Below are 18,350 nucleotides of genomic sequence, written 5' to 3'. Positions count from 1 at the left end.
CTTGCCTTTCGGTCGGGCCTTTAGCTTTCGGAAACACTGTGACACAGCGGAGCGGTGGCGCTCCAAAGTGTTTGGCTCGGCGTCAGACGGCGACCAACCGGTGCAGCTCCGTGAGCCACGGTACGGCCAGGGCGAGGGTGGGAACCACCAAGACGGCTGCGGCACCCAGATAGGCCGCCGCGGACAGCAGCGGGCTGTTGCCTTCCCCTGCCAGGCGTCGTACCCGCAACAGAGTGCTCGGCCCGGTCGCCGCCAACGCGCCCTTCGGCGCCCGCCCGGAAGCGCAGGCAACCAGCGCCCGGGCCAGGGGAGTGCGCCCGGTGGCGCGCACCGCGGCATCGTCGGCGAGCAGTTCCACCAGCAGCTGGACCGCGCCCAGCGCGTTGGCGCTGCGCACCAGCCGCGGAAACGCGGCGTGCACAGCGGTGAATGCTTCCAACACCAGATCGTGCCGGGCCCGCAGATGAGCCCGCTCATGAGACAGGATCGCAGCAACCTCGGAGTCAGTGAGAGCGTTCAGTGTTCCCTCACTGACCACGACGCGGCTGCGCACCCCGGGCAGACAGTAGGCGAGGGGTTGCGCGATGTGCAGCACGCGCAGATCACGGGTTCTGGCACACGGCTGGGCCAGCGCGGCGTCGTGTCCGACGCCGACGAGGTCGACGACCATGCGGTGGTGGGCTCGACGGCGCCGGGTTGCGATGGCCACCCGTACGACGGCGACCACCAGTCGCGCTCCGACCAAGACGGTGAGGGCTAGAACCGCGACGTACGCGGCCCACAGCGGCCAGCCGAGACGACCCTCGGCCTCGAGAATTCCGGCTGTCGGCCGCCCGTCCGGACCGGGCATGAGCAGCCTGCTTGCGATCGCGATCCCGGCGCTGAACGCCGACAGGACTGCGGCCAAGGCGATGGCCTGCCAGAGCACCATAGCTGCCCGGGGAGCGCGCAACGGCCAGGTGGCGCGGGCCAACAACGCAGGTGTCGGGCCAGCCAGCAGCACCGCAAGGATGGTGAAGGCCAGCGCGGACACGCTGTTAGTCTCCCTCAGTCGTCGGCCGGAGGTCCAGCGGAATGCGAATTGCGTTGGTTGGCTTCTAGTTCGGCGAGTGCGCGCCGCAGTGCGTCGGCCTCATCGGCACCGACCCGCTCGACGAAATGCACCAGCGCGGCCTGCCTGCTACCGGAGTCTTCTGCCTGAGCGAGTGCATCGACCATGAGCCCGGCGACCAGCTCATCGCGGCCGTGCACCGGCGCGTAGCGGTGCGCGCGGTCGTCGCGCAGCTGAGAAACCAGATCCTTTTTGGCCAACCGCTGCAACACGGTCATCACTGTCGTGTAGGCAAGGTCGCGCTGGGCCGACAACGCTTCGTGGACCTGGCGAACGGTCTGGGGTTCCGGTGAGGACCACAGGTGGTCCATCACGGCGCGTTCTAGATCCCCCAGCCGCGTCTGCTTGGCCATAGTTCATCTCCTGAGCGTTGAGATCAGCGTACCCCGGCTTACTACCGAGTGTCGTACCCAACGCCGGGCGATCGCACGCGAACAGTCGTTTACCGCTGTCAGGCGGCGATGTGATGGTCGTCACACGATGCGTTCGACCCTGATCTATTGGCTCGACACTCCCGCAACACTACGCAACCAAGGCTTGCGAAATTAGGGCAGCCTTGCCTATGCTGAACTCGGTCGAGCGAATAGATGGCCGCGGAGAGTCCTGAGGGCTGCAGTGACCCCGGGCCTACTCGATCGGCGAGCCCCGTGCCTTGTGCACGGGGCTCGCCTGCATTTTCGGCCCGAAATCCGCCGTGGACAACGAGGGTGAGTTCTTGGTCACACTTCTTGGTCCCACGGGGATGGTGTAGACACTGAAGGCGTGTCGACAGCGCCTGACCCGGGATTTGTCGCCGCGTTCGATAGCGAACTCGGTCTGCAATTCACCGAACTCAGCCCCGATGGTGCCCGCGCCCAACTAGAGGTGCAGCCCAAGTTGCTGCAGCCGATGGGCCTGGTGCACGGCGGTGTCTATTGCTCGATCATCGAGAGCATGGCCAGCGTGGCCGCGTACACCTGGCTCGCAGCGAACGGGGGCGGCAATGTCGTCGGCGTCAACAACAACACCGACTTCCTGCGTGCCATCAAGTCCGGCACCGTGTACGGCAAAGCGGAACCCATTCACCGCGGTCGCCGCCAGCAGCTGTGGCTGGTCACCATCACCGACGACACCGACCGGGTGGTGGCCCGGGGCCAGGTTCGGCTGCAGAACCTCGAGGCCTGACCCGACGTCGAATGTCCGGAACATCCCGGGCGCGAAACTCGTAGGGCCAGTATCGCTCTGGCATGGCAGGATCGCTGATCATGCGCCTGACGCCGCACGAGCAGGAGCGGTTGCTGCTCTCCTACGCCGCCGAGCTGGCCCACCGACGTCGGGCCCGCGGCTTGCGGCTGAATCATCCAGAAGCGGTCGCGGTGATCAGCGACCACATCCTCGAAGGGGCACGCGACGGCCGGACCGTCGCTGAGTTGATGATCAGCGGCCGAGAAGTGCTGCGCCGCGACGACGTGATGGAGGGGGTCCCGGAGATGCTGGACGACGTACAGGTGGAAGCGACCTTCCCGGACGGGACCAAGCTGGTCACCGTGCACCATCCGATCTCATGATTCCCGGCGAAATCTTCTCCGGAAGTGGCGATATCGAGATCAATGCCACCGCCCAGATATTGGAGATTCAAGTCGTCAACACCGGTGACCGGCCGGTACAGGTCGGTAGTCACGTGCACTTCGCCCAGTCCAATGCGGCGCTGTCGTTCGACCGCAAAGCGGCCCACGGTCGGCGCCTGGACATTCCGGCGGCCACCGCGGTTCGGTTCGAGCCCGGGGTGATCCGCATTGTCGGCCTGGTTCCGCTGCGCGGCCGTCGTGAAGTGCACGGATTGACCCTCGATCCGCCCGGCCTGCTGGACTCCTGATGACACAGTTGTCCAGAAGCCAATACGCACAGCTGTACGGTCCCACCACCGGCGATCGGATCAGACTGGCCGACACCAACCTGCTGGTGCAGATCACCGAAGACCGCTGCGGCGGACCCGGTCTGGCCGGCGACGAGGCGGTGTTCGGCGGCGGCAAGGTGCTGCGCGAGTCCATGGGCATGGGCCGCGCGACTCGCGCCGAGGGCACGCCCGATACCGTCATCACCGGCGCCGTGATCATCGACTACTGGGGAGTCATCAAAGCGGACATCGGGATTCGCGGCGGTCGCATTGTCGCGATCGGCAAGGCCGGCAACCCGGACATCATGTCCGGCGTCCACCGCGATCTGGTGGTTGGTCCGTCCACCGAAATCATCAGTGGCAATGGGAAAATCGTCACCGCAGGAACTATCGACTGCCACGTGCATCTGATCTGCCCGCAGGTCCTCACCGAAGCGCTCTGCGCGGGCACCACCACGATCATCGGCGGGGGCACCGGTCCGGCCGAGGGCAGCAAGGCCACCACCGTCACACCCGGCGACTGGCACCTGGCGCGGATGCTGGAAGCACTCGACGAATGGCCCATCAACTTCGCACTGCTCGGCAAGGGCAACACCGTCAATCCCGACGCCTTTTGGGAACAATTGCGCGGCGGCGCATCGGGTTTCAAGTTGCACGAGGACTGGGGATCCACACCGGCGGCCATCGATGCTTGCCTGACCGTGGCCGAAGCCGCCGGCGTGCAGGTGGCGCTGCATTCCGACACCCTCAACGAGGCCGGATTCGTCGAAGACACGATCGAAGCGATCGCCGGGCGCTCGATTCACGCCTACCACACCGAAGGTGCCGGCGGCGGGCACGCCCCGGACATCATCACGGTCGCCGCGCACCCAAATGTGCTGCCCAGCTCCACCAATCCGACCCGACCGCACACGGTCAACACCCTCGACGAGCACCTCGACATGTTGATGGTGTGCCACCACCTCAACCCGCGGGTACCGGAGGACCTGGCATTCGCGGAGAGCCGGATCCGACCGTCCACCATCGCCGCCGAGGATCTGCTGCACGACATCGGCGCGATCTCGATGATCGGCAGCGACTCGCAGGCGATGGGCCGCGTCGGCGAAGTCGCACTACGCACCTGGCAGACCGCGCATGTGATGAAAGCGCGCCGCGGTGCTTTGCAAGGAGATCCCTCCGGCGACACCGGCTCCGACAACATCCGGGTCCGGCGCTACGTCGCCAAATACACCATCTGCCCGGCCGTCGCGCACGGTCTGGACCACGAGGTCGGTTCGGTGGAAGTGGGCAAGTTGGCCGACCTGGTGCTGTGGGAACCGGCCTTTTTCGGAGTACGCCCGCACGCGGTGATTAAGGGTGGCGCGATCGCGTGGGCCGCGATGGGGGACGCCAACGCGTCGATACCCACCCCACAACCGGTGCTGCCGCGGCCGATGTTCGGCGCGGCCCCGGCGACCGCGGCTGCCACCTCGGTGCACTTCGTGGCCCCGCAGGCCATCGAGGCGCATTTACCGGATCGCCTCGCGGTGAATCGCCGCCTGATACCGGTGGCCGATTCGCGCGGTGTCGGCAAATCCGATCTCCCGCTCAACGACGCCACGCCCCGCATCGAGGTCGAACCCGACACCTTCACCGTGCGCATCGACGGCGAAGTATGGCAACCACAGCCCGCGGCCGTTCTGCCGATGGCGCAGAGGTATTTCCTGTTCTGATGACCTCGCTTGCCACGCTGCTGGTCCTCGCCGACTCGCGGCTACCGACTGGCTCCCACGTGCATTCCGGCGGCCTGGAAGAGGCGGTGACCAGCCGAATGGTGACCGACCTCGCCACGCTGGAAGCCTTTTTGGTCCGCCGGATACGGACCCACGGGTTGGTCACCGCCTCGATCGCGGTTGCGGTGCAACGCGCGGATCTGACGCTGGACGACGCGGATCGCGAAGCCGACGCGCGCACGCCGGCACCCGCCGCGCGAGACGCATCGCGAACCCAGGGGCGCGGACTCGCCCGCCTGGCTCGCCGGGTGTGGCCGGGGCCGTGTTGGGATCAGGTCGGCCGCAGGCCTCATCTCGCCGTCGTCGCCGGCCTGGTCGGCGCGAACAGTGACCTCACTCCCGAACACAACGCGTTGCAGGTCGTCTACACCACAATGACCGGGTCGGCCACCGCGGCTCAGCGACTGCTCGCGCTGGACCCGATCGAGGTCGCCGCGTTGACCTTTGGGTTGTCCGACCTGTGCGAACACACCGCCGGCGAAGCGTCCGCCGGACTCGCCGACTTGTCCGACCCGCTGCTCGACACACTCGCCCAACGCCATGCCGAACGCGCACGACCCCTGTTCGCCTCCTGAAAGGTCACCGTATGCCCGCCCACAGCCACTCACACGATCACGACCACCCGCATACCCACGGCCACGCGGACCGGCCCAAGCGGGTCCGGCAGCCCGGAGAACCGCTGCGCGTCGGAGTCGGCGGTCCGGTGGGCTCGGGCAAGACCGCACTGGTGGCCGCGCTGTGCCGGGAACTGCGCGACGAACTGTCACTGGCGGTGCTGACCAACGACATCTACACCACCGAAGACGCCGATTTCCTGCGCAAGCACGCAGTCCTGCCGGACGACCGCATCGCGGCCGTGCAGACCGGCGGTTGCCCGCACACCGCGATTCGGGATGACATCACCGCGAACCTGGATGCCATCGACGACTTGGTCGCCGCCCACGACGCTCTCGATCTGATTCTCGTCGAATCCGGGGGCGACAACCTGACCGCCACTTTCTCGTCGGGGCTGGTCGATGTGCAGATCTTCGTCGTGGACGTGGCCGGCGGCGACAAGGTGCCGCGCAAGGGCGGACCCGGGGTCACCTACTCAGATTTGCTGGTGGTCAACAAGACTGACCTCGCGCCGCTGGTGGGTGCCGACCTGGGCGTAATGGCCAGGGACGCCGACGCGGTGCGGGCCGGCCGGCCGACGGTGCTGCAATCGTTGACGCAGGACCCGGCGGCTTCCGAGGTGCAGGCTTGGGTGCGGGCTCAACTGGCCGCCAATGCAGTCTGACGTCCTCATCGTCGCGACTCGAAATCGCTTGCCGCGGATGGAGTGCCGGGGCGCCATCCAGGCTCGCAGCACCACACCCGAAACGGTGCACCTGGTGTCGGCGGCCGCCACCCCGCTCGGCGGCGACACCATCGATGTCCGGCTGGTCGTCGAAGCGGGATCCCGGCTGGTTCTGCGCAGCGTGGCCGCGGCCGTGGCATTGCCGGGTGCGAATACTCCGACCTCACACTCCCGTTGGGAGATCGACGTGACCGGCGAACTCGACGTGGACCTCGAGCCGACGGTCGTCGCGGGGCCGGCCCGGCATCTTTCCCACGTGTCGCTGCGAGTGCACGACGACGGGCAGGTGCGTTATCGGGAGCGGGTACAGATCGGCAGATTTGATGAGCGCGAAGGGTTTTGGTCGGGGACGCTGCGGGCCGACCAAGACGGCACGCCACTGCTGCGTCATCGCGTTGAGCTCGGCGCCGGGTCCGTCGCCGACGACGTCCTTTCGGCACCGCGCGCAACCGTCAACGAGTTGTGTTATCCAGCAACAGCATTCGCCGACAACAGCGAAACCCCGGCCGCCGGTACCACGATCCTGACGTTGGCCGGCGGCGGAACGCTCAGTACCTGGCAGGCCGACCGGCTGATGGGTTAGCTGGCTTTCCTGGTGACCGAGCCAGAGCCCTGTGCCTCGGCCGCCAATTCCGCCAGCTGTTCGAGCCGGGTTCGAGCGAACGCCTGCTGATCGGTGATAGTCAGCTGGCCACGTCGGGTGCTCAGGAACGTCACCGTCCAGGACAGCAACGTGGTGACCTTGGTCTTGAATCCGATCAGGTACACCAGGTGCAGCACCAGCCACATCAGCCAGGCGATGAAGCCGCTGAACTCCAACGGACCGATCTTGGCGACCGCGGAGAAGCGCGACACCGTGGCCATCGAACCCTTGTCGAAGTACTGGAACGGCTCACGTTCGGCCGGATCGGCCCCGGCGAGTTCGGACTTGATGTTGTTGGCGACGTACTTACCGCCCTGGATCGCGCCTTGGGCGACACCTGGCACACCTTCGACGGCGGCCATGTCGCCGACCACGAACACGTTGGGGTGCCCGGGAATTGAAAGGTCCGGCAGCACCTGAACCCGGCCCGCCCGGTCGAGTTCAGTGTCGGACTGCTCGGCAAGGTCCCTGCCCAACCGGCTGGCCTGAACCCCAGCGGACCAGACCTTGCACGCCGATTCGATGCGTCGCTCGGTGCCGTCGGCGTCCTTGACGGTGATGCCGTTGCGGTCCACGTCGGTGACCATGGCACCCAGCTGAATCTCCACACCCAGCTTCTTCAACCGCGTGGCAGCCCGTTCGCCCAGCTTTTCGCCCATCGGCGGCAATACCGCGGGCGCGGCATCGAGCAGGATCACCCGTGCTCTGGTCGAATCGATGTGCCGGAAGGCGCCCTTGAGCGTGTATTCGGCCAGTTCGGCTATCTGCCCGGCCATTTCGACCCCGGTCGGGCCTGCGCCGACCACGGTGAAGGTGAGCAGTTTGGCCCGGCGTTCCGGGTCACTCGACCGCTCTGCCTGCTCGAACGCGCTCAGAATCCGGCCGCGCAGTTCCAGCGCGTCGTCAATCGACTTCATGCCCGGAGCGAATTCGGCGAAGTGGTCGTTGCCGAAGTAGGACTGGCCGGCGCCGGCGGCGATGATCAGGCTGTCGTAAGGGGTCTCATAGGTGTGTCCGAGCAACTCCGAGACGACGCACTGGTTGGCCAGATCGATGTGCGTCACATTGCCCAGCAGTACCTGCACATTGCGCTGCTTACGCAGCACGACGCGGGTGGGCGGCGCAATTTCGCCTTCGGAAATAATGCCGGTGGCCACCTGGTACAGCAAAGGCTGGAACAGGTGGTGCGTGGTCCGGGCGATCAGCTTGATGTCAACGTCAGCACGCTTGAGCTTCTTTGCCGCATTGAGTCCACCGAAACCCGACCCGATGATGACGACGCGATGCCGCTTCCCTTGTTCATGGGGTTCAACTGTGGGTTCTTGCTGGGGGCTCATGTTCCGCTGCTCCTGACGGGGGCTCCTTGACGGGCGACTTCAGTTAGCTAATTCATCTTTGAGTTTAGTCAAATCCATGCCACAAACCCAATTGCCGCCCTGTGCAATTAGCCACACTCAGCGAATTGGCGCAGGCGTCAAGGACGTTTACCAACCGAACAACGGGCGCAGCGCCTCAGCGGCGCTGGTGATCAGTCCCGGGACATGGCCGTTGGGGATATTGATGATCACTCCGTCCACCCCGGCGTCAAGCACCTTGGCTTTGACCTGTTCGGCCACTTGGGCCGGGCTGCCGACCGCCATGCGCGCCCTCATGTTTTCCGGCAGCTGATCCGGGTTGGCGTTCTCGTCGATGATCGTCGTCAACATCATCGAAGTCTCCAGCGTCGACGGGTCCCGGCCGACCTCTTCGCAGCGCGCCCTGGCCGCGTCGATCTTGCCCGGCAATTCGTGAAACGCCGCGATGATGTTGAGGTGGTCGGCGTAGCGGGCGGCGATTCCGAACGTCTTCTTCTCGCCGCTGCCGCCGATCAGCACCGGGACTCGGTCGCGGTAACGCGGTTCAGCCATGGCGGACTCGGCTTTGTACCAATCGCCGGCAAAGGTCGGTCGCTCGCCTTTGATCATCGGGTCGAGGATCCGCAGCGCCTCCTCGAGCCGGTTGAATCGGTCGGTGAAAGTGCCGAATTCGAAGCCGAGTTGGCGGTGTTCCAGCTCGAACCAACCGGCCCCGAGACCCAGGATCGCCCGGCCTGCGCTGACCACGTCCAGTGTGGTGATGACCTTGGCCAGAAGTGTCGGGTTGCGATAGGTGTTGCCGGTCACCAACGTGCCCAGTTGCAGACGCTCGGTCGCGGTGGCCAATGCGCCCAACGCTGTATACGACTCCAGCATCGGCTGATCCGGCGTGCCGATCATCGGCAGTTGGTAGAAATGGTCCATCACGAAAAGCGAGTCATAACCGGCCGCTTCGGCTTCTCGCGCCTGTGCGATCACGGTCGGGAACAGGTTTTCTACGCCGGTCCCGTAGGAGAAATTGGGAATCTGAAATCCAAGCCGAATAGCCACGCTATCTACCGTAGCGATCGGCTGGAAAACCCGAACAGACTCAGGCGAACTGAGCGAGCGCCCCGTGGCTGACGTGCAGCGTCTGGCCGGTGATGTGGCGGGCGGCCGGTGTGGTCAAGAACAGCGACAGCCGCGCGATTTCCGCCGCGGCGGGTGCGGGGGTGCGGGAGAGACCCTCGTAGCCGGCCTGCACACTGCGGCCGCAGGCGACTGCGTTGACCGTGATGCCACGGGTGCCGTACACCTCGGCCTGCCCACTGATCCAACTGGACAGCGCGGCCTTGATGCCGGCGTCGACGCTGCCGGTGGCCGGGTTCTCGGTCAGCACACTGATGATGTTGCCGCCGGAGCGCAGGTGGTCGCCGACGCACTGCACGGTCAGGACCGCGGAGAGCAGCGTCGCGTCGAGCGTCCGGCGCCACGCGGCGGCGGTGTCGGACAGCGAAAAGGTGCGCGGGTCACCGGCCTCCCAGGTGGGTGCCGGGATGTTGACGATGGTGTCGAGATGATGGGGAAACAAACTCCGAGCCTCATTGAGGCTGGCGGGGTCGGTGATGTCGCAAACGATCGCGTCCACGTCGAGTTCTTTGGCGATGACCTCGAGATCGCTACCGCGGGCGCCGACAAGGGTTACCTTGTGGCCGTCGTCGCGGAAGCCCTCGGCTACGGTGCGTCCCAGATCGGTGTCTCCGCCGGTGACCAAAACCTCCACTGCCACGACCTCCTCGTGCGTCGGCGTCAATCGCGGTTCATGTTACTGGACAGTAGCTATTCGGCGAAACTCCGCGCCGATGCGACGCGCTGACGATTGCATTACTATTCGGCGGCCTTACGCCAGCGCTACGTTTGACCGATGCGTCGCGTCGGATTGGTCGCTGTTGTCAGCACGATGCTGCTATGCGCCGGCTTGACCGGTTGTAGTTCGGCATCCCGGCAGGGGCAGGGTTCCCCGATGATCGTGGTTTTCGCGGCCGCCTCACTCAAGCAGACCTTCACCCAGATCGGGGAGCGGTTCAAGGCGGACAACCCTGGCGCCGGCGTTGAGTTCAGTTTCGCGGGCTCGTCAGAATTGGCGACTCAATTGACTCAGGGCGCTAGCGCCGACGTGTTCGCCTCCGCTGACACCGCGCAGATGGACAAGATCGCCAAGGCCGGCCTGCTGGCCGCCGACCCGACCAACTTCGCGGCAAATACGCTGGTTATCGTCACCGCGCCAGGTAATCCGAAGAACATCGGATCGTTCGCGGACCTCGCCAAACCAGGGCTCAACGTCGTGGAGTGCCAAAAGCCGGTGCCATGCGGCGCGGCGACCTTGCGCATCGAAGACAGCACCGGGGTGCAACTCCACCCGGTCAGCGAAGAGCCGAGCGTCAGCGATGTGCTCAACAAAGTGACCACCGGACAGGCCGATGCCGCGCTGGTTTATGTGACCGACGCGCTCAACGCCGGCGCCAAGGTGGCGACCGTCAAGTTTCCGGAGTCCGCGAGCGCGGTGAACGTCTATCCCATCGCCGTGTTGAAGAAGTCGTCCCAATCGGCGTTGGCGCAGAAGTTCCAGGCTCTGGTGACGGCTGAAACCGGGCAGCAGATACTGACCAAGGCCGGCTTTACCAAGCCCTGACGCAGCGTCCGAAGAGCTCAGCATGTCCACGCCAACCGATCTGCCGCGCTGGGTGTATCTCCCCGCCGCGGCGGGGACGGTGTTTGTCGGACTACCGCTGCTAGCGATCGCGGTCAAGGTCGACTGGCCGCATTTCTGGTCGTTGATCAGCAGCGAGTCGTCGGCGACGGCCCTTCTGCTGAGCTTGAAGACGGCCGCGGCGAGCACGACGCTGTGCTTGCTGCTGGGCGTTCCCATGGCATTGGTACTGGCCCGCAGTCGACTGCGGGTAGTGCGGTTGCTGCGACCTGTGATCCTGTTGCCGCTGGTTCTGCCGCCGGTGGTGGGCGGCATCGCGCTGCTCTACGCGTTCGGCCGGCTCGGATTGATCGGGCAGTATCTGGAATCCGCGGGCATCACCGTCGCGTTCAGCACGACCGCCGTGGTGCTCGCGCAGACCTTCGTCTCGTTGCCCTTTCTGGTGATCTCCCTGGAAGCCGCCGCACGCAGCGCCGGTGCCGACTACGAGGTGGTAGCGGCGACACTGGGAGCGCGGCCCAGCACGATTTGGTGGCGGGTGACCCTGCCGCTGGTGTTGCCGGGCCTGATCTCCGGGGCGGTGTTGGCGTTCGCCCGCTCGCTGGGTGAGTTCGGCGCCACTTTGACATTTGCCGGCTCCCTGCAGGGGGTGACTCGCACGTTGCCACTCGAGATCTATCTGCAGCGGGTCAGTGATCCGGATGCTGCTGTGGCGCTTTCACTTTTGTTGGTGGCGGTGGCGGCTTTCGTGGTGTTGGGACTGGGCGTCCGCCGGCTGACCGGGATTCAGGGCGGCAGCCGTCGATGAGCGACTTGCAGCTGCGTGCGGTGGTGGCCGACCGCAATCTGGACGTGGAGTTCTCGGTGTCCGCGGGTGAGGTGCTGGCGGTGCTCGGCCCCAACGGCGCCGGCAAGTCGACGGCTCTGCATGTGATAGCCGGACTGGTCCGTCCCGACGATGGCCGGGTACGGCTGGGGGATCGGACGCTGACCGACACCTCGGCCGGTGTGAATGTGGCGACGCACGACCGCCGGGTGGGGCTGCTTCTGCAGGATCCACTGCTGTTTCCGCATCTCACCGTGGCGGCCAACGTGGCCTTCGGACCGCAGAGCCGTCGCCGCCTGTGGCGGATGTCCGCGTCAGCCCGTGCTGCGGACAAAGCAGCTGCGCTGCATTGGCTCCGCGAGGTCGACGCTGAGCAGTTCGCGAACCGCAAGGCGCGGCAACTGTCAGGTGGGCAGGCTCAGCGCGTCGCGATCGCGCGAGCGCTTGCGGCCGAACCCGAGATGCTGCTACTCGACGAGCCGTTGACCGGGCTCGATGTTGCCGCGGCGGCATCGATTCGTGCGGTGCTGCGCGGGGTGGTCACCCGCAGCCGTTGCGCGGCAATCTTGATCACCCACGATCTGTTGGACGTGTTCACCCTGGCCGATCGGGTGCTGATCCTCGAGGCCGGGAAGATTTCCGAAATTGGCCCGGTAGTTGAGATTCTGGCGGCACCACGCAGTCATTTCGGCGCCCGGATCGCGGGCGTCAACCTGGTCAGCGGAACGGTCGGCCCGGACGGCTGCTTGCACACACCCGCTGGGCAGCACTGGCACGGCGCGGCAATTGGAACTTCCGCGGCCGAGCTCACCGGAGGTCGGGCGGCGGTCGCCGTGTTCTCACCGGCGAGTGTGGCTGTCTATCCAGAACCGCCGCACGGCAGTCCGCGCAATACCGTCGAGGTGACCGTCGCTGAGCTGGACACCCGCGGGTCCGCGGTGCTGGTGCGCGGTGCAGAACAAGCCGACGGGGCACCGGGGCTGGCCGCCAGCGTCACCGTTGAAGCCGCCGCCGAATTACGGCTCACGCCCGGACGCCGGGTGTGGTTCAGCATCAAAGCCGTCGAAGTTGCGTTGCATCCGGCCCTGCCTCGGCACGCAGGGCTTTGACCAGATCGAACGACACCAGGCGGGCCGTCCTTGCTTCGCCGCGGTAACACGGTAGGTTCGTCGCCATGCATCAGGTGGACCCGAACCCGACCCCTCGCAAGGGACTCCGCAAAGGACTGTGGGCGTCGCTGGCGATCGCCGCGGCAGCCAGCGCCAGCGTGGTGACAATTGCCTTGCCGGCAACCGCTGGCGCCGACCCGGAGCCAGTACCCCCGCCGAGCCCGACGGTCGCGCCTGCACCCGCCCCGGCATCCCCGGCTCCCGTTCCGGGATCGACGCCTACGCCGGCCACGCCGCCCCCCGGTGCTCCCACGCCCACCGCTGCGCCGGGTGACCCGAATGCGGTACCGCCGCCGGCCGACCCGAATGCGCCACCGCCCGATCCGACTGCGCCCCAGCCTGGTCGGGTTACCAACGCCGTCGGCGGATTCAGCTTCGTCATTCCCGGCGGCTGGGTGGAGTCCGACGCCTCCCACCTCGACTACGGGTCAGCACTACTGAGCAAGGCCGCCGGTGAGGCCCCGGCGCCCGGACAGTCGCAACCGGTAGCCAACGACACGCGGATCGTGCTGGGACGGCTGGACCAGAAGCTCTACGCCAGCGCCGAAGCCACCAACCCCAAGGCCGCGGTTCGGTTGGGCTCGGACATGGGCGAGTTCTTCATGCCTTACCCAGGCACCCGGGTCAACCAGGAGACCGTTCCGCTGAACGCCGCAGGCGTAGCGGGCAGCGCGTCGTACTATGAGGTCAAGTTCAGCGACGCCACCAAGCCGACCGGCCAGATCTGGACCGGTGTGGTCGGCACGCCGGCCGGCGCGGCACCTACCGCCGGACCGCCGCAGCGTTGGTTCGTGGTGTGGCTGGGCACGTCGAACAATCCGGTCGACAAGAACGCCGCCAAGGCGCTGGCTGAGTCGATCCTGCCCTGGGCGCCGCCGGCCGCGCCGCCCGCGGAAGGCGCGGTTCCTGGCGCCCCGGCACCGGCTGCTCCCGGCGCACCCGCGCCTGCTGTTCCGCCCGCACCCGCACCCGCGCCTGCCGTTCCTGGCGCACCTGCACCTGCACCTGCGCCCGAGGCCGGCGTGCCGGCACCGGCGCCGGCACCTGTTCCCGGCCAGGCTCCGGCCGCGGGAACTCCGCCAGTGACGCAACCGAGGGGCGACCAACCAACCTGACCTGCACCTCGGGGGGATACCGACATCACAGTCCAGTAATTGCGCTCGACACCCCAGTGATAAGGAGAACCCCGATGGACGTCACTGCAACAACCCACTACCTGGCTTTCGCACCGCCCACCGCGGTGAGTTGGCTCGCGTACATCGTCATTGGCGGATTCGCCGGCTGGATCGCCGGGAAGCTCGTCAATGGCGGAGGATCCGGCATTCTGCTGAACATCATCGTCGGCGTGATCGGCGGATTCATCGGCGGGATGCTCCTCACCTGGCTGCATGTCGACGTCGAACATGGACGCAAGTGGTTCACGTTCTTCGTCTCGTTATTGGGAGCTGCGATCCTGCTCTGGATCGTCGGACTGGTACGTCGTCGCTGACGAACACCGTGGCGCCACGATGGGATTGACGACACCCGCACGGGGTATTCACTGCGCGTCCTTGCACAAATGAAACCCCGAAGGAGCTAGCCGTGGTCCTGCATGTCATTTGGATGATCATCCTTGGCCTCGTCGTCGGCCTGATTGCGCGACTCCTTGTTCCCGGCAGGCAGCCAATGGGCTGGATCGCGACGGCATTGCTCGGCATCGTCGGGGGATACGTCGGCGGCACCCTGGGCAGTGTGGTCTTCCCGCCGCACCAATTCACCATCACCCCACCGATCAACCACTCATTCCTGGGAGCGTTGGTTGGCGCGGTGCTGCTGCTCTTGGTGTTCAGGGCAGTCACTTCCCGGACACGGACCCTGTAGCGGCAAAATGGGGTGATGCCGCCACCGTCGACTACCTCGATGATGACGGCATGGCAGGTCCGTCAACCAGGACCGATGCTCACTCACCCGCTCGAACGCGTCACCGCCGGTGTTCCGGTGCCTGGTCCGTCCGAACTGCTGGTCGCCGTGCTGGCGTGCGGAGTTTGCCGCACTGACCTGCATGTCGCCGAGGGTGACCTACCGGTACACCGCGAGCGAGTGACTCCCGGCCACGAAGTGGTAGGGGAGGTGGTGGAACTGGGATCAGCGGTCGACGGCGGTTTCAGCGTGGGGGATCGGGTCGGCATCGCCTGGCTACGCCACACCTGCGGAGTGTGCACGTACTGCCGGCGGGGCGCCGAGAACCTCTGCCCGGAATCCCGGTACACCGGTTGGGACGCTGACGGGGGCTACGCCGAATTTGCCACGGTCCCAGCGGCTTTCGCTCATCACCTGCCCAGCGGCTACAGCGACAGCGAGCTTGCTCCGCTGCTGTGCGCCGGAATTATCGGCTATCGATCGCTTATGCGCGCGGAGTTGCCTCCCGGCGGCCGTCTGGGTCTCTACGGATTCGGTGGCAGCGCGCACATCACTGCGCAGGTCGCGCTCGCTCAAGGCGCGGAGGTGCACGTGATGACGCGAGGCGCTCGGGCCCGTGAGCTGGCCCTTGATCTGGGAGCCGCGTCGGCCCAAGACGCCACCGACCCGCCGCCTGTTCACCTGGACGCGGCGATCCTGTTCGCCCCGGTCGGCGATCTCGTGCTGCCCGCGCTAGAAGCACTCGATCGGGGCGGCACCTTGGCGGTTGCCGGCATCCACCTGAGCGACATCCCGTCGCTCAACTATCAGCGGCACCTGTTTCAGGAGCGCCAGATCCGCTCGGTCACATCGAACACCCGCGCCGATGCACGTGCGTTCCTCGATTTCGCAAACGCGCACCACATCGAAGTGACCACGCCCGAATATCCGCTCGGCCAGGCCGATCGCGCGCTGACCGACCTCAGCTCCGGCCGGATCGCCGGGGCCGCAGTCCTGCTGACCTAACTCGACAGCTGCCAGACCAGGGCAGCCGCCAGGGCGCCCACGCCATTGAGCGACCAGTGCAGCGCGATCGGCGCGATCAAGCTGCCACTGCGCCGGCGCAACCAGCTGAACACGAATCCGGCCACGCCGGTGGCCAGAACCGCCAGCGTCACTCCGGCGGCCATGCCGGCAAATCCGCCCCCGAACAGGCGGGTGAATCCCACGTTGTTACTTGTCAGCCCAAGTGATGTCGCGACGTGCCACAGGCCGAACAACAGCGACCCCGCGAGGGCGACTCCGCGAAATCCCCAGGCCCGATCCAGCGCGCCGTGGAGTACACCCCGAAAGGCGAGTTCCTCGGGGATGACGGTCTGCAACGGGATGATCACCATCGACGCGATAAGCGCTCCAGAGACAGTTGCGTAGTGGTTGTTCAGGAACATCGGCCGGGTCAGCGGCAGCAACACACCGACAGCGATCACTGACACCACTACCGCAACGGCGGCCAGCGCGTAGCCCATTCCCGTCTTCCACTGCTCGCGGCCGAGGCCGAGTTCGGACCAGTCCAGACCTCGCCAGCGAAGCAGCGCCACCAAACCCACCGCGGCCGCCGGGACCGTCGCGACACTCGCCCACGGGGTGGTGAAGTGCGCGATCAGGTTCGTCAGTACCAAGACCGTGACGACCACGGCGATGTCGACGTAGATCCGCAATCGGTCGATGGCTTGCTCCAGGGCCGGAACCGCCGGCGCATCGAACTGAGCGCCGGCGAAAGCTGGTTCCGGGGTTTGGGCGTGCATCGTCGCAATTCTACCTGCGAACGGCTGAGCACCCGCTCAGTTTGATGGGGCCGCCGCTTCAGCTTTCGAGCTTTGCGACGCGGCGGCGCGCCAAGGCCTTCAACTCCGCGGAGAGCGCATCGGCGGCCAGTAGCCGGGGGAGCAGGTCCGGATCGGCCATCTTGGCGCGAAAGACCAGACCGATGGTCACATCATGGTTCGGTCGGTACTCGATCTCGATTGCATCGCCGACGCGCACGGTTCCCGGCGCGATGACCCGAAAGTACGCGCCCGGTTTTCCGGCTTCGGTGAAGGTCTTGATCCACTGATTGAGATTGAGGAAGGCCGCGAATGTTCGGCAGGGCGTCCGGGGCGCGGACACCTCCAGCACTAAACCGTCGGAGCCGACGCGCCAACGTTCGCCGATCAGGGTCTCCGTCAGGTCGACGCCTTGCGTGGTCAGGTTCTCGCCGAAAATCCCGTCGGTGAGGGTGCGCCCGAGCTGCGCCTCCCAGGCGTCGAGGTCTTCCCGGGCGTAGGCATATACGGCCTGGTCGTCGCCGCCGTGGAGCTTCTGATTGCCGATCGTGTCGCCGACGAGTCCGCTACCGAGACCGCCTCGAATCGGCCCCGGCGCGCGCACCAGGACCGCATCCGCCGCGGCCACTTTGTCGATACCGGTCAGCTTGGAGTGCGCGCGCGGGTCGGGATTGGTACGCCCGCGAGCCAGGTTGACGGACAACACTTTCGGCACCCGGACAGCGTAACTCTGGCGGTCGACCGCACTTGGTGCCGCCTTTGACGGGGGCGCCGGCAACGCACGCTACTGGTGCTTCAAGTGCTCCTCGACGAGGTAGAGGAACGCATCAACCTCTCGTTCGTCATAACCACGTCTTCCGATGGGTGGCTTCCCGAATGCGACCCTCCGGACCCGCTCTGAGGTCAGCGTGCTTTCCGCCGGGTCCTGCAGCGCTGCCTCGATGACATCGAGAAACGCGTCGACCTCGTCTTCGTTGTAGCCGCGCTTGCCGAAGGGTGGCCTCGCGAAAGCCACATTGCGGACGTGTTCCGGGCTGAGGCGTTCGCTTCCGCCGTCAGCCGCAGCTCGCCGCTCAGCTAACTGGCGCTCGAGATCAGAGATGCGTCTCTCTCGATCTTCACGCTTCATCAGCAAATCTTCTCACCGGCAGGGTTGCAAGGGAACCGATCAATGTCAGTGGGTTCGTTTAGAATCGAATGTATGTTCGAAGAATCCTTTCCCGCGGATCGGAAGGCGCGGATTCGTGCGGCGGCGCGGTTAGAGAATCAGGCCACCGCGGCGCAGTTGGTGATGATCGGGGACTGGTTCGCCGACTCGCTGGCCGATTACGCCGAGACCGAGGACTGGGCGATGGACACCATGGACGCCGTCGCGATCGAGGTCGGGACGCTGTTGCGGATCAGCAAAGGCCGCGCCGAAGGCCGGGTCCACACCGCCCGCGCGATGCGCGAACGACTCCCCAAGGTCGCGGCCGTGTTCTGCAACGGTGACATCGACCTGCAGGCGTTTCGCACCATCGCCGGGCGCACCGATCTGATCACCGACTCTGCGGTGCTGGCGCGCGTCGATGAGAAAGTAGCCACCCAGGTGCTGCGGTGGCCGTCGCTGACCCGCGGCCGCCTGGCCGGCAAGGTCGATGCGATCGTGGCCCGCGAAGACCTCGACGCCGTGCACCGCCGCCAAGAACAGGCGAAAAGCCGTGAGGTGTGGGTCGGCGGCGATTGTGAGGGCACCACCGACATCCATGCCACCGTGCACACCCTGGACGCGATCGCTGTCGACCAGGCCCTAGACAACCTCGCCGCCACCGTCTGCCCACACGATCCGCGGACCAAAGCCCAGCGCCGCGCCGATGCGTTCGGGCCGCT

Annotated in this window: 23 protein-coding genes; 15 read left to right on the top strand and 8 right to left on the bottom strand. The window is 66.2% G+C overall.

What is annotated here, in order from left to right:
* Positions 1 to 82: 82 nt before the first annotated feature.
* Together ACZY1I_RS20500 and ACZY1I_RS20495 are read right to left on the bottom strand one after the other, a co-directional pair.
* Positions 83 to 1,033, bottom strand: a complete 951-nt coding sequence (locus tag ACZY1I_RS20500) for a M56 family metallopeptidase (RefSeq protein WP_463756369.1) — start codon at positions 1,031 to 1,033, stop codon at positions 83 to 85.
* 14 nt (positions 1,034 to 1,047) lie between these two features.
* A complete protein-coding gene (locus ACZY1I_RS20495; RefSeq protein ID WP_463756366.1) occupies positions 1,048 to 1,464 on the bottom strand; it encodes a BlaI/MecI/CopY family transcriptional regulator in 417 nt (138 codons plus the stop codon).
* Positions 1,465 to 1,873: 409 nt separating this feature from the next.
* On the opposite strand from ACZY1I_RS20495, the gene ACZY1I_RS20490 reads away from it, so the two are divergent.
* The 7 genes from ACZY1I_RS20490 to ACZY1I_RS20460 all read left to right on the top strand — a co-directional run bounded on the left by ACZY1I_RS20490 (position 1,874) and on the right by ACZY1I_RS20460 (position 6,681).
* The gene (locus ACZY1I_RS20490; RefSeq protein WP_463756364.1) at positions 1,874 to 2,275 is read left to right on the top strand and encodes a PaaI family thioesterase; all 402 of its coding nucleotides are present in this window, start codon (positions 1,874 to 1,876) and stop codon (positions 2,273 to 2,275) included.
* A gap of 80 nt (positions 2,276 to 2,355) precedes the next feature.
* Entirely contained in the window at positions 2,356 to 2,658 is a 303-nt protein-coding gene (locus tag ACZY1I_RS20485) for an urease subunit gamma (RefSeq protein ID WP_463757130.1), read from the top strand.
* Positions 2,655 to 2,966 (top strand): urease subunit beta, encoded by a 312-nt coding sequence (locus ACZY1I_RS20480; protein WP_463756362.1) that lies wholly within the window; start codon positions 2,655 to 2,657, stop codon positions 2,964 to 2,966. The genes ACZY1I_RS20485 and ACZY1I_RS20480 overlap by 4 nt, the downstream gene beginning before the upstream one ends.
* Entirely contained in the window at positions 2,966 to 4,699 is a 1,734-nt protein-coding gene (locus tag ACZY1I_RS20475) for an urease subunit alpha (protein WP_463756360.1), read from the top strand. The genes ACZY1I_RS20480 and ACZY1I_RS20475 overlap by 1 nt, the downstream gene beginning before the upstream one ends.
* Complete coding sequence (locus ACZY1I_RS20470; protein WP_463756358.1) at positions 4,699 to 5,334, top strand: urease accessory protein UreF; 636 nt, start codon at positions 4,699 to 4,701, stop codon at positions 5,332 to 5,334. Before ACZY1I_RS20475 ends, ACZY1I_RS20470 begins: the two co-directional genes overlap by 1 nt.
* 11 nt (positions 5,335 to 5,345) lie before the next feature.
* Positions 5,346 to 6,038, top strand: a complete 693-nt coding sequence (gene ureG / locus ACZY1I_RS20465) for an urease accessory protein UreG (protein ID WP_463756356.1) — start codon at positions 5,346 to 5,348, stop codon at positions 6,036 to 6,038.
* Complete coding sequence (locus tag ACZY1I_RS20460; protein ID WP_463756354.1) at positions 6,028 to 6,681, top strand: urease accessory protein UreD; 654 nt, start codon at positions 6,028 to 6,030, stop codon at positions 6,679 to 6,681. Before ureG ends, ACZY1I_RS20460 begins: the two co-directional genes overlap by 11 nt.
* Here ACZY1I_RS20460 and ACZY1I_RS20455 read toward each other — a convergent pair.
* From ACZY1I_RS20455 to ACZY1I_RS20445, 3 genes are all read right to left on the bottom strand, one after another.
* Complete coding sequence (locus ACZY1I_RS20455) at positions 6,678 to 8,078, bottom strand: NAD(P)/FAD-dependent oxidoreductase (RefSeq protein ID WP_463756352.1); 1,401 nt, start codon at positions 8,076 to 8,078, stop codon at positions 6,678 to 6,680. The two genes, ACZY1I_RS20460 and ACZY1I_RS20455, sit on opposite strands and share 4 nt — an antisense overlap.
* A gap of 147 nt (positions 8,079 to 8,225) precedes the next feature.
* A complete protein-coding gene (locus tag ACZY1I_RS20450; protein ID WP_463756349.1) occupies positions 8,226 to 9,146 on the bottom strand; it encodes an LLM class F420-dependent oxidoreductase in 921 nt (306 codons plus the stop codon).
* 40 nt (positions 9,147 to 9,186) lie between these two features.
* On the bottom strand, positions 9,187 to 9,864 hold the full coding sequence (locus ACZY1I_RS20445) for an SDR family oxidoreductase (protein WP_463756346.1): 678 nt from the start codon (positions 9,862 to 9,864) through the stop codon (positions 9,187 to 9,189).
* 135 nt (positions 9,865 to 9,999) lie between these two features.
* On the opposite strand from ACZY1I_RS20445, the gene modA reads away from it, so the two are divergent.
* From modA to ACZY1I_RS20410, 7 genes are all read left to right on the top strand, one after another.
* Positions 10,000 to 10,767: a molybdate ABC transporter substrate-binding protein gene (gene modA, locus ACZY1I_RS20440; RefSeq protein WP_463756342.1), complete on the top strand. Its 768-nt coding sequence runs from the start codon at positions 10,000 to 10,002 to the stop codon at positions 10,765 to 10,767.
* A 22-nt stretch (positions 10,768 to 10,789) separates the two neighbouring features.
* Positions 10,790 to 11,593 (top strand): ABC transporter permease, encoded by an 804-nt coding sequence (locus ACZY1I_RS20435; RefSeq protein ID WP_463756340.1) that lies wholly within the window; start codon positions 10,790 to 10,792, stop codon positions 11,591 to 11,593.
* Positions 11,590 to 12,720 (top strand): sulfate/molybdate ABC transporter ATP-binding protein, encoded by a 1,131-nt coding sequence (locus tag ACZY1I_RS20430; RefSeq protein WP_463756337.1) that lies wholly within the window; start codon positions 11,590 to 11,592, stop codon positions 12,718 to 12,720. Before ACZY1I_RS20435 ends, ACZY1I_RS20430 begins: the two co-directional genes overlap by 4 nt.
* Positions 12,721 to 12,785: 65 nt before the next feature.
* Positions 12,786 to 13,895 carry an alanine and proline-rich secreted protein Apa gene (locus tag ACZY1I_RS20425; protein WP_463756335.1) on the top strand — a complete coding sequence of 370 codons (1,110 nt, stop codon included), beginning with the start codon at positions 12,786 to 12,788 and terminating at the stop codon, positions 13,893 to 13,895.
* A gap of 74 nt (positions 13,896 to 13,969) precedes the next feature.
* Complete coding sequence (locus ACZY1I_RS20420) at positions 13,970 to 14,269, top strand: GlsB/YeaQ/YmgE family stress response membrane protein (protein ID WP_463756332.1); 300 nt, start codon at positions 13,970 to 13,972, stop codon at positions 14,267 to 14,269.
* A 92-nt stretch (positions 14,270 to 14,361) separates the two neighbouring features.
* Positions 14,362 to 14,640: a GlsB/YeaQ/YmgE family stress response membrane protein gene (locus ACZY1I_RS20415; protein ID WP_463756329.1), complete on the top strand. Its 279-nt coding sequence runs from the start codon at positions 14,362 to 14,364 to the stop codon at positions 14,638 to 14,640.
* 15 nt (positions 14,641 to 14,655) lie between these two features.
* On the top strand, positions 14,656 to 15,684 hold the full coding sequence (locus ACZY1I_RS20410; RefSeq protein WP_463756328.1) for a zinc-binding alcohol dehydrogenase family protein: 1,029 nt from the start codon (positions 14,656 to 14,658) through the stop codon (positions 15,682 to 15,684).
* On the opposite strand, the gene ACZY1I_RS20405 is transcribed toward ACZY1I_RS20410, so the two are convergent.
* The 3 genes from ACZY1I_RS20405 to ACZY1I_RS20395 all read right to left on the bottom strand — a co-directional run bounded on the left by ACZY1I_RS20405 (position 15,681) and on the right by ACZY1I_RS20395 (position 17,610).
* Entirely contained in the window at positions 15,681 to 16,463 is a 783-nt protein-coding gene (locus ACZY1I_RS20405; RefSeq protein ID WP_463756325.1) for a lysostaphin resistance A-like protein, read from the bottom strand. The two genes, ACZY1I_RS20410 and ACZY1I_RS20405, sit on opposite strands and share 4 nt — an antisense overlap.
* Positions 16,464 to 16,521: 58 nt before the next feature.
* Positions 16,522 to 17,187, bottom strand: coding sequence for an MOSC domain-containing protein (locus tag ACZY1I_RS20400; protein WP_463757126.1), 666 nt, complete (start codon positions 17,185 to 17,187; stop codon positions 16,522 to 16,524).
* A 78-nt stretch (positions 17,188 to 17,265) separates the two neighbouring features.
* Positions 17,266 to 17,610 (bottom strand): DivIVA domain-containing protein, encoded by a 345-nt coding sequence (locus ACZY1I_RS20395; RefSeq protein ID WP_463756323.1) that lies wholly within the window; start codon positions 17,608 to 17,610, stop codon positions 17,266 to 17,268.
* 72 nt (positions 17,611 to 17,682) lie between these two features.
* On the opposite strand from ACZY1I_RS20395, the gene ACZY1I_RS20390 reads away from it, so the two are divergent.
* A partial coding sequence (locus tag ACZY1I_RS20390) for a DUF222 domain-containing protein (RefSeq protein ID WP_463756321.1) occupies positions 17,683 to 18,350 on the top strand: 668 nt, incomplete at its 3' end.

The sequence above is a fragment of the Mycobacterium sp. IDUB_37 genome (assembly GCF_055419245.1).
This window is presented reverse-complemented; position numbering and strand designations above follow the sequence as displayed.